12 protein-coding genes are annotated in these 10146 nt (G+C 72.7%); 6 read left to right on the top strand and 6 right to left on the bottom strand.

Annotation, left to right across the window (positions count from 1 at the left end; all coding sequences use genetic code 11):
• Positions 1 to 38 precede the first annotated feature (38 nt).
• Together ACWGIU_RS18285 and hisN are read right to left on the bottom strand one after the other, a co-directional pair.
• Positions 39 to 431 carry a CBS domain-containing protein gene (locus ACWGIU_RS18285; RefSeq protein ID WP_453707003.1) on the bottom strand — a complete coding sequence of 131 codons (393 nt, stop codon included), beginning with the start codon at positions 429 to 431 and terminating at the stop codon, positions 39 to 41.
• 170 nt (positions 432 to 601) lie between these two features.
• Positions 602 to 1405 (bottom strand): histidinol-phosphatase, encoded by an 804-nt coding sequence (gene hisN / locus ACWGIU_RS18280; protein WP_453707002.1) that lies wholly within the window; start codon positions 1403 to 1405, stop codon positions 602 to 604.
• 123 nt (positions 1406 to 1528) lie between these two features.
• Between hisN and ACWGIU_RS18275 the strand changes: the two genes are divergently transcribed.
• A complete protein-coding gene (locus ACWGIU_RS18275) occupies positions 1529 to 2071 on the top strand; it encodes a TetR/AcrR family transcriptional regulator (RefSeq protein WP_453707000.1) in 543 nt (180 codons plus the stop codon).
• Here ACWGIU_RS18275 and ACWGIU_RS18270 read toward each other — a convergent pair.
• The 4 genes from ACWGIU_RS18270 to ACWGIU_RS18255 form a co-directional block, all read right to left on the bottom strand.
• A complete protein-coding gene (locus tag ACWGIU_RS18270) occupies positions 2037 to 2360 on the bottom strand; it encodes a DMT family transporter (protein ID WP_030711657.1) in 324 nt (107 codons plus the stop codon). The two genes, ACWGIU_RS18275 and ACWGIU_RS18270, sit on opposite strands and share 35 nt — an antisense overlap.
• Positions 2361 to 2463: 103 nt before the next feature.
• Positions 2464 to 3474 carry a ribosome small subunit-dependent GTPase A gene (rsgA, locus tag ACWGIU_RS18265; protein WP_453706998.1) on the bottom strand — a complete coding sequence of 337 codons (1011 nt, stop codon included), beginning with the start codon at positions 3472 to 3474 and terminating at the stop codon, positions 2464 to 2466.
• Between the two features lie 8 nt (positions 3475 to 3482).
• Entirely contained in the window at positions 3483 to 4862 is a 1380-nt protein-coding gene (gene aroA / locus ACWGIU_RS18260; protein WP_453706996.1) for a 3-phosphoshikimate 1-carboxyvinyltransferase, read from the bottom strand.
• 64 nt (positions 4863 to 4926) lie between these two features.
• Positions 4927 to 5640 carry a M50 family metallopeptidase gene (locus tag ACWGIU_RS18255; RefSeq protein ID WP_453706994.1) on the bottom strand — a complete coding sequence of 238 codons (714 nt, stop codon included), beginning with the start codon at positions 5638 to 5640 and terminating at the stop codon, positions 4927 to 4929.
• Positions 5641 to 5693: 53 nt separating this feature from the next.
• Here ACWGIU_RS18255 and ACWGIU_RS18250 point away from each other — a divergent pair, with 53 nt between their 5' ends.
• From ACWGIU_RS18250 to ACWGIU_RS18230, 5 genes are all read left to right on the top strand, one after another.
• Positions 5694 to 6512, top strand: coding sequence for an SOS response-associated peptidase (locus tag ACWGIU_RS18250; RefSeq protein WP_453706992.1), 819 nt, complete (start codon positions 5694 to 5696; stop codon positions 6510 to 6512).
• A 19-nt stretch (positions 6513 to 6531) separates the two neighbouring features.
• Positions 6532 to 7182 (top strand): alpha/beta hydrolase family protein, encoded by a 651-nt coding sequence (locus ACWGIU_RS18245; protein ID WP_453706990.1) that lies wholly within the window; start codon positions 6532 to 6534, stop codon positions 7180 to 7182.
• Between the two features lie 288 nt (positions 7183 to 7470).
• Complete coding sequence (locus ACWGIU_RS18240) at positions 7471 to 8115, top strand: sigma-70 family RNA polymerase sigma factor (RefSeq protein WP_030385954.1); 645 nt, start codon at positions 7471 to 7473, stop codon at positions 8113 to 8115.
• Positions 8112 to 8417 carry a mycothiol system anti-sigma-R factor gene (gene rsrA, locus ACWGIU_RS18235; protein WP_030012982.1) on the top strand — a complete coding sequence of 102 codons (306 nt, stop codon included), beginning with the start codon at positions 8112 to 8114 and terminating at the stop codon, positions 8415 to 8417. Before ACWGIU_RS18240 ends, rsrA begins: the two co-directional genes overlap by 4 nt.
• A 201-nt stretch (positions 8418 to 8618) precedes the next feature.
• Positions 8619 to 10130, top strand: a complete 1512-nt coding sequence (locus ACWGIU_RS18230; RefSeq protein WP_453706988.1) for an HD domain-containing phosphohydrolase — start codon at positions 8619 to 8621, stop codon at positions 10128 to 10130.
• Positions 10131 to 10146: the final 16 nt, after the last annotated feature.

The following is a 10146-nucleotide window of genomic DNA, read 5'->3' as shown; positions in this document are numbered from 1 at the left end:
CCGCAGCCCTCCTCGGAGGACTGCGGCCCGGCGTCGTTTCAGGCGGGGACCGTGCGCCGTGCCGGGACCCAGCAGCGGATGATGTCCCGTACGGACACGATGCCGACGGGTCCGCCGTGCTCCAGCACGATCAGGTGCCGGAAGCCGCCGTGGGTCATCGCCTCGGCGGCTTCCTGGACGGTGGCGTCCGGGGTGCAGAACACGACGTTGTTGGTGGTGTGCGCGCCCACGGACTCCCGGTCCGGGTCGTGGCCCGCGCCGATCGAATTGAGGATGTCGCGCTCGGTGAGGATGCCGATTCCGCTGTGGTCGGGGTCGAGGACGACGGCCGCGCCGACGCGTCGGCCGGACATCAGGCAGGCCGCCTGCCGGAGGGTGTGTGCGGGTCCGAGGGTGAGGATCACGGTGCTCATGGCGTCACGGACGAGCATGAAGAGAGCCACCTCCTGGTGTGATTCCCCCCGCCAGGGTGGGTGCGGCCGTGGAACCGTCTCAAGAGAAACGCTTCACAAGCGCACAAGCGTGGGGAGTATCAGATTCCCACGGACCCGCGGGGCCGACAAGAAGGCGTGCAACGGAGCGTGAGCGGCGCGCGGCGGGCTCAGGCGCGCGGGCGCAGCAGGTCCAGCATCTCCTCGTGGAGCAACCCGTTCGAGGCCGCGGCGTTCCCGCCGTGCACCCCGTCCACGCCGTCCAGGCTGGTGAAGCGGCCCCCCGCCTCCTGGACCACGACCGCGATCGCCGCCATGTCCCAGAGGTTGAGCTCCGGCTCCGCGCAGAGGTCCAGCGAGCCCTCCGCGACCATCATGTACGGCCAGAAGTCCCCGTAGCCGCGGGTCCGCCAGCACGCCCGGGTCAGGTCCAGGAACCCGGCGAGCCGGCCCTGCTCCTCCCAGCCGCTCAGCGAGGAGTACGCGAACGAGGCGTCGCCCAGCCCGCCCACCTGGGACACGCCGATGGCGCCGGTCTCCCCGAGCGCGCCGCCCGCGTAGGCGCCGCCGCCCCGGGTCGCCCACCAGCGGCGGCCCAGCGCCGGGGCGGACACCACGCCGACCACCGGGCGGAACTCGCCGTCGGAGTCCTCGGCCATCAGGGAGATCAGGGTCGCCCAGACCGGGACCCCGCGCACGTAGTTCTTCGTACCGTCGATCGGGTCCACCACCCAGCGGCGCGGACCGCTGCCCTGGAGTCCGTACTCCTCGCCCAGGACGGCGTCGTCCGGACGCGCGGCCGCGATACCGGCCCGGATGATCTCCTCGGCCGCCTTGTCCGCCTCGCTCACCGGGGTCATGTCCGGCTTCGTCTCGACCTGCAGGTCGAGGGCGCGGAACCGCTCCATCGTGGCGGCGTCCGCGGCGTCGGCGAGTTCGAGGGCAAGGCGCAGGTCATCGTCATACTCGGGCATGCCAGAACAGTATCGAGACTCCCGGAGCCCGACCAACGCTGTCCACAGTGCGGCCCGGTGCGCCCTTGACAGGACCTGGCGGCCCGTCAACTCTGACCGGAGAGAGCCGAGGGGGAGGCGCGGATGCCGGCAGCCCGGGAGTCCCTGCTGGAGGCGGCGGGAGCGGCGCTCTCGGCGCGCCCCTGGCCGGACGTGCGGATGGTCGACGTGGCCGCCGCGGCCGGGGTGTCCCGGCAGACCCTCTACAACGAGTTCGGCGGCAAGGCGGGCCTGGGCCGCGCCCTGGTCCGCCGCGAGGCCGACCGCTACCTCGACGGGGTGGACCGGGCCCTGTCCACCCCGGCCCGGGCCGCCGAGCGGCTCGCCGCCGTCGCGGAGTGGACCGTACGGGCGGCCCGCGCCCAGCCCCTCGTACGGGCCCTGCTCACCGGCGCCTGGGACGCGGGCCTGCCCGCGCCGGGCCGCCGGGCGCCGGGGCCCGGCGAGCTGGCCCGGACGGTCCGGGACCGGGCGGCCGCCGCGCTGGCGCCGGGGGAGGGCGGGCAGCGCTGTGAACTCGCCGTACGCCTCGCCCTCTCCTACGTGATCGCCCCGGGGGAGGAGCCGGGTCCGGGCGAGCTGCGCAGGCTGCTCAGTGCGCAGAGCCGGACAGCTGGAGCCCGATGACGCCCAGGATGACCAGCGAGATCGAGACGAGTTTGAGGGTGGAGACCAGGTCGCCGAGGAAGACCATGCCGTAGATCGCCGTCCCGGCGGCGCCGATGCCCGTCCACACCGCGTACGCCGGGCCCACGTCCAGCTTCTTGAGCGCCAGGGTGAGCAGACCGAAGCTGCCGAGCGCGAAGCAGGCGAAGGCGATGGTCGGCCCCAGGCGGGTGAATCCGTGGGAGAGCTTGAGGCAGACCGCGAAACCGGTCTCCAGGAGTCCCGCGACCACGACCAGCAGCCACGCCATGTCGAATGCCTCCCCGCGTCACGTGACATCACGTCACTTGGTGCGATTATGCATTTGTCCAGACAGGGCCCCCGACAAACGCGGCCGAACCTGCGCCGGACGGTCAGTCGCCCTCGCGGCGCTCGCGCGTCTCCAGCAGCCGGCGCAGCGAATACAGCCGCGCCGGGTCCGCGTGGCCGTCCTCGACCCACTTGTCGAGCGCGCAGTCCGGCTCGTCGTGGCTGCACGCGCGCGGGCACTCCTCGGTCCCCGGCACCAGGTCCGGGAAGGCCAGGATCACCCGGGACGGGTCCACGTGGTGCAGGCCGAAGGAGCGCACGCCCGGGGTGTCGATGACCCAGCCGTCGCCGCTCGGCAGCGGCAGCGCCAGCGCCGAGGTGGTGGTGTGCCGGCCGCGGCCGGTCACCGCGTTGACGTGCCCGGTGGCGCGCTGGCGGCCCTCGGAGACCAGGGAGTTCACCAGGGTGGTCTTGCCGACGCCCGAGTGCCCGACGAAGGCGGTGATACGGCCGTCGAGGCGCTCGCGCACCCGGTCGGCCGCGTCACCCGTCGCCAGTTCCTCGCGGTTGGTCACCACATAGTTCAGGCCGAACGTGGAATAGATCTCCAGGATCTTGTCCGCGGAGGTCAGGTCGGACTTCGTGAGCACCAGCAGCGGCTCCAGCCCGGCGTCGTACGCCGCCACCAGGCAGCGGTCGATCATCCGGGGCCGCGGCTCCGGGTCGGCCAGGGCCGTGACGATGGCCAGTTGGTCGGCGTTCGCGACGACCACCCGCTCGTACGGGTCGTCGTCGTCGGCGGTGCGCCGCAGGACGGACTTGCGCTCCTCGATCCGCACGATGCGGGCCAGGGTGTCCTTCTTGCCGGACAGGTCACCGACGATCCAGACCCGGTCGCCGACCACCGCCGCCTTGCGGCCCAGTTCGCGGGCCTTCATCGCGTGCACGGAACGGCCCTCGACCAGGCAGGTCAGCCGGCCGCGGTCCACGGTGAGGACGAAGCCCTCGGCGGCGTCCTCGTGCTTGGGGCGGATGCTGGTCCGCGGCCGGTTGCCCTTGGGGTTCGGGCGCTGGCGGATGTCGTCCTCGTCGGTGTGCTTGCCGTACCTGCGCATGACGGGCCCTACGCTCCCGCTCCCGTACCCGCTCCGGGCGCTCCGGAGCGAGCGGCGTCCCCGGCGAGCATGTCCGTCCACATCTTCGGGAAGTCCGGCAGGGTCTTCGCGGTCGTCGCCACGTTCTCGATCTGTACGCCCTCCACCGCCAGGCCGATCACCGCGCCCGCGGTGGCCATCCGGTGGTCGTCGTACGTGTGGAACACGCCGCCGTGCATCCGGCGCGGCCGGATGCGCAGGCCGTCGGCGGTCTCGGTGACATCGCCGCCGAGCGCGTTGATCTCCTTGGTCAGCGCGGCCAGCCGGTCCGTCTCGTGCAGCCGCAGGTGCGCGACACCGCGCAGCACCGACTCGGAGTCGGCCAGGGCCGCCACCGCCGCGATGCCGGGGGTGAGCTCGCCGACCTCGCTCAGGTCCACGTCGATGCCATGGATCTTGCCGGTGCCGGTGAAGACCAGGCCCGCGTCGGTCAGCTCGCAGGAGCCGCCCATCTCGGTGAAGATCCGGCGCAGCGCGTCGCCCGGCTGGGTGGTGCGGCGCGGCCAGTCCGGGACGGTCACCGTGCCGCCGGTGATCAGGGCCGCGGCCAGGAAGGGCTGCGCGTTGGAGAGGTCCGGCTCCACGGTCATGTCGCGGCCCAGCAGCGCGCCGGGGGTGACCCGCCACACGTCCTTCTCGCCACCCGCCTCGGGGGTGTCGACCTGGGCACCCGCCGCGCGCAGCATCTCCACGGTCATCCGGATGTGCGGCATCGACGGCAGGTTGCCGCCCACGTGCCGGACCTCGACACCCTGGTTGAAGCGCGGGGCGGAGAGCAGCAGCGCGGAGACGAACTGCGAGGAGTTGCTGGCGTCGATCTCGACCGTGCCGCCCTCCAGCGCCCCGCCGCCCAGAACGGTCATGGGCAGCGCGCCCCGGCCGTCGTCGTCGATGCGGGCGCCGAGGGTGCGCAGGGCGGTGATGACCTGGCCCAGCGGGCGCTCGTAGGAGCGCGGGTCGCCGTCGAAGCGGATGTCGCCGTCGGCGAGGGTGGCGACGGGCGGCAGGAAGCGCATGACCGTGCCGGCGTTGCCGACGTCCACGGTGGTCGGGCCGTGCAGGGCCGCCGGGATGACCCGCCAGGCCTCGCCGCCCGCGCCGTCACCGGCGGAGCTGGACGAGACGGTCTCCTCGATGCCGACGCCCATCGCGCGCAGCGCGTCGGACATCAGCTGGGAGTCGCGCGAGCGCAGCGGGCGGCGCACCCAGCCGGGCTCGGCGGCGAGCGCGGCGAGCACGAGGGCCCGGTTGGTGACCGATTTGGACCCCGGCACCGTGACGGTGGCGTGGACGGTCCCATCGGCGAGCGGAGCGGGCCAGAGGGCAGGGAGCGCGGGGGTCTCGGTCATGGCCACCACTTTAGTGGCTTCCCCCGACCCCAGATCTTGATCCCGGTCCCGTCTCAGGGAGCGGTCACAGGGCGAGCAGCCAGCGGGCGCCGCCGATCAGCGAACACAGCGCGACGACGTGGAAGAAGAGCAGCCACACCACCGGGTGCAGGTGCGTGAGCCGGCCGAGCTGGTCGGCGTCGGAATCGGGTGCCCCGCCGCCCCGGCGCTTGGCCCCCAGCTCGAAGACCGGCCGGACCCCGCCGAACAGCAGGAACCACACCACCAGGTAGGCGAAACCCGCCTGCACCTCGGCCGGGGTCAGCCAGGAGACCAGCAGGAAGGTTCCGCCGGTCAGTACCACCGTCAGCACCCCGTACGCGTTCCGGATCATCACCAGCATCACCAGCAGCAAGGCGGTGGCCGCCCACAGCAGCAGCGTGATCCGGTGCGCGGACAGCAGCGCCGCCCCGCCCAGCCCGAGCAGCGAGGGCGCCGTGTACCCGCCCGCGGCGGTCAGGATCATCCCGGGACCGGTCGGCCGGCCCCGGCTGACGGTGACTCCGCTGGTGTCCGAGTGCAGCCGTATCCCGCTCAGGCGCCGCCGGGTCAGCAGCGCCAGGAGTCCGTGCCCGCCCTCGTGCGCGATGGTGATCGTGTTGCGCGACAGCCGCCACACCGGGCGGGGCCCCACCGCGGCCAGGGCGACCAGACCCGTCGCGATCACCAGCCACAGGTCGGGCGAGGTCTGTATGCCCGTGAGCCGGTCCCAGAGACCGGCCGTCGTGCTGCTGTCCATGAGGTGGCGGACTCCTTGCGGTGGGGTACGGGAGACATGGCAGTGTGACAGCCATGTGCGGACGGTATGCGGCGAGTCGTAGGCCCGAGGACCTCGTGGAGGCCTTCGGCATCGAGAAATGGGAGCCGGAGGAGGCTCTCGCCCCCGATTTCAACGTGGCGCCGACGAAAGAGGTCCACGTGGTCCTCGACCGTCCCCTCAAAGACGCCTCGCACCCGCGTCCGGTTCGCCAGCTGCGCGTCCTGAAATGGGGGCTGGTCCCCTCCTGGGCCCAGAACCCCGACGGCGCCGCCCGGATGATCAATGCCCGGTCGGAGACCCTGCACGAGAAGCCGTCCTCCCGCCGGCCCTTCGCGCAGCGCCGCTGCATCATCCCCGCCGACGGCTACTACGAGTGGGTCACCGCCCACGACGAGCGGCAGCTGGAGGTGGAGGGCAAGAAGAAGCGGGCCCGCAAACAGCCCTACTTCGTGCTCCCCGGTGACGGCTCGGTCTTCGCCATGGCCGGGATATACGAGTTCTGGCGCGACCGGACCCTGCCCGACGAGCACCCGCTCTCCTGGTGGGTCACCTGCTCGGTGATCACCACGGAGGCCGAGTCCGGACCCCTGGGCGTGGCCCCCGCCGAGGGACCGCGCTCGCTCGCCGACATCCACCCCCGGATGCCGCTGATGCTGACCCCGGACCGCTGGGACGCCTGGCTGGACCCGGCGAACACCGATACCGAGGGCTCGCTGCGGGAGCTGCTCGCCCCGCCGCCCGGCGGGCTGATGCGGGCCTACCCGGTCTCCACCGCCGTGAGCAGCGTGCGCAACAACGGTCCGGAGCTGCTGACGGAGCTGGCCGCGCCGGAGGAGGGCACCCTCTTCTGACCCGGGCAGGATGGGACGCATGACCACGCGTACCCAGAGGGTCGACACCCCGGCGGGCGAGGCCCGCATCACCTGGCACCGCGCGCCGGAGCCGAGGCTCGTGCTCGCCGTGAGCCACGGCGCCGGCGGCGGCATCGAGGCCCGCGACCTCCAGGCACTGGCCGCCGCGCTGCCCGCCCGCGGGATCACGGTGGCCCTCGTCGAACAGCCCTGGCGGGTCGCCGGGAAGAAGGTCGCCGCCGCGCCCAAGGTGCTGGACGAGGGGTGGCGCGGGCTCTGGCCGGCGCTCGTGGAGCCCGGGCTGCCGGTGGTCGCGGGCGGCCGCAGCGCCGGGGCCCGGGTGGCCTGCCGGACCGCCGCCGGGCTGGGGGCCGCCGGGGTGCTGGCGCTGGCCTTCCCGCTGCACCCGCCGGGCCGGCCGGAGAAGTCCCGCGCCGAGGAGCTGACCGGGGCCGGCCGTCCGGCCCTCGTGGTCCAGGGCGGCCGGGACCCCTTCGGGCGGCCCGAGGAGTTCCCGCCGCCCACCGCGCAGGACCCGTACGAGCTCGTGGAGGTGGCCTACGGCGACCACGGCTTCGCGGTGCCGAAGAAGGCGGACACCACCCAGGAGGAAGCACTCCTGACGATCACCGAAGCGGTGGGGGAGTGGCTCGGGCGCCTCCCCGTGTGAGGCCCGCGGGCCGCGCTCCGGCTAAAGCCGAAAACCCGCCCCGCGCCGGGGAATGTGCCGCCCGCCCCTTCTGTTGTCTCGGATGTCGGAACGTACGGGAACTCGTCGGAGGAGAGGGAGCGCATGACCCAGGTCATCAGCCAGAACCGTCGGCAGGCCGCTGACCTGGACTGGACCGTGCTGCCGGCGCCCAGGCGCAGCTCGCCTCGGGCGGCGGAGGGCCGGGAAGGTCGACTATTCTCCGATTCGAGCGGATCCGCTTTCGGAGCCGCCACGCTGTCGGAGGAGGTGGGTCCTGTCGCCGGGACCGACGAAGGCCACGCGGAGGAGACGACCCTGGAGCGCAACGCGCGCTTCGAACGGGACGCCCTCGGCTACCTCGACCAGATGTACTCGGCCGCGCTGCGCATGACGCGCAATCCGGCCGACGCCGAGGACCTGGTCCAGGAGACGTACGCGAAGGCGTACGCGTCCTTCCACCAGTTCCGCGAGGGCACCAACCTGAAGGCGTGGCTGTACCGCATCCTGACCAACACCTTCATCAACTCCTACCGCAAGAAGCAGCGTGAGCCCCAGCGCAGCGCCGCGGAGGAGATCGAGGACTGGCAGCTGGCGCGCGCCGAGTCGCACATGTCGACCGGACTGCGATCCGCCGAGTCGCAGGCGCTCGACCATCTGCCGGATTCGGACGTGAAGGAAGCCCTGCAGGCCATTCCGGAGGAGTTCCGCATCGCGGTCTACCTTGCCGACGTAGAGGGCTTTGCGTACAAGGAGATCGCGGACATCATGGGTACACCCATCGGTACGGTCATGTCGCGACTGCACCGTGGCCGCCGTCAACTCCGCGGAATGCTGGAGGACTATGCCCGCGAACGCGGGCTGGTTCCTGCGGGCGCGGGAGAGTCGAACGACCGGAAAGGCTCGGGCTCATGAGTTGCGGAGAGCCGCACGAGACAGAGTGCTCTGAGGTCCTGGATCACCTGTACGAGTTCCTCGACCAGGAAATGCCGGACAGTGACTGCACGAAGTTCGAGACGCACTTCGGCGAGTGCAATCCCTGCCTGGAGAAGTACGGCCTGGAACAGGCCGTGAAAAAGCTGGTGAAGCGCTGCTGCGGATCGGACGACGTGCCGACCGACCTGCGGTCGAAGGTGATGGGCCGGATCGAACTGATCAGGTCCGGTCAGGCGGTGCCCGACCACGATGTCACCGCCGACAATCCCGCTCCCGGCTGACCCGCGAACATGACCGGTCGGACGAGGTAACAGCCGCCCCTGGAATAGCACTTCCTTCACCCGAATGTGCTAATCCAGGGGCGTCCGCATGGCCCGATGCGGAAATGTGGCCCACCGCGCTCCGGGCCGCGCCTATTCTCCCCCTTCGGTGCCGGTTCCATTCGGCGACCGGTGTGCACCGGCACAGGGGAGGAGAGCGTCATGCGGGCAGTTCCGCCGGTGGCGCGCGGATACATCCTGTGCGCCGCCCTCGCGGCCGCCGCGTGCGTCACGCCCGCCCTCACGGATTCCGGTACGCCCTGGACGGCTGTCGCCCTGCTCGCCGTGCTCCACCTCGGCTGCGAACTCGTCAAGGCCTCCCCGCTGCTGGGCAGCCGGGCGGTGCCCGAAGGCATCGGCTCCTTCTTCCCCGTGGTGCTCGCCGCCGTCCTCCTGCTGCCGCCCGCCGCCGCCGCGCTCGTCGCGCTGCCCGGGGGACTCGCGGGGACCGTCGTCCGGCGGCCCGCCCGGGTGCGCCGCGTGTGGCACGGCGCGCAGCAGGCGATAGCCGCTTGGGCCGCGGGGCAGGCCTACGGGCTGCTGCACGGCCCGGCCACCCTCGGCGGCGGTCCCTCCACCGGCTACGGGCCCCCCGCGGGACCGGCCGACTTCCCCTTCGTACTGCTCCCCGCGACGGGCGCGGCCGTCGCCTTCTGCCTGGTGCTCACCGCCCTCGACGGTGGCATCCTGGCCGCCGCCGAACGCCGGCCGGCCGCCACCGCCTGGCGCGGGTTCGTGACCTCCTCCCTCGCCCCGCACTGCGTCCACGGCCTCGCCGGCCTGATGATGGCCGTCATGTGGCGCAGCCCCTACGGGCCCCCGGCCGCACTGCTCGTCCTCCTGCCGATGTACATCTCCTGCTGGGTCTTCGCCCAGTACCACCGCGAGCGCGCCGCCCACCGGGCCACCATCCGCGCCCTCGTCCAGGCCGTCGACATCAAGGACCGCTACACGCGCGGCCACAGCGAACGGGTCGGACAGGCCTCCGCGATGATCGCCCGGGAGCTGGGCATGACCGAGGACCGGCTGGAGACGGTGCGCATCGCCGGGATCCTGCACGACGTCGGCAAACTCGGCGTCCCCACCCGGCTCCTGCGCAAGGACGGGCCGCTCACCCCGCAGGAACGCCGGATCATCGAGCTGCACCCCGAGTACGGACACGAGATGGTGCGCGGCATCGGCTTCCTCGGGGAGGCCCGGTCCGCGATCCTGCACCACCACGAGCGGGTCGACGGCACCGGTTATCCGTACGGGCTGAGCGGCGAGCAGATCCCGGTACTGGCCCGGGTGGTGGCGGTGGCCGACGCCTTCGACGCGATGACCTCGACACGCTCGTACAGCCGGGCCCGGCCGGTGCCGGTCGCCCTCGCGGAGCTGGAACGGTGCGCGGGGGCGCAGTTCGACCCGTCGATGGTGGGGGCGCTGGTCGACGCGATCGGCCGGACCGGCTGGCACCCGGTGGTGACCTCGGACGAGGACCTCCAGGTGATCCCCGCCGGTCCCGCCGCCGCAGGCATGCCGGAGCCGGGCCCGCCCCCGTCGGCCCTGGCCGGTATGCCTGAGCAGGGCTCCCGCCCGGTCGCACCGGCTCCGCCACCGGGCCGGGTCCCCGCGGTTCCCGGCCCGGCCGGCGGGTCGGGCCCGGACGCGGACGGCGCCGGGGCGGGCCGATGAGGGCCGCCGCCTGGAC

The sequence above is a fragment of the Streptomyces sp. NPDC054840 genome (assembly GCF_053611065.1).
Note: the sequence above shows the minus strand (reverse complement) of the source record. Positions and strands in the feature narration are given on the sequence as shown.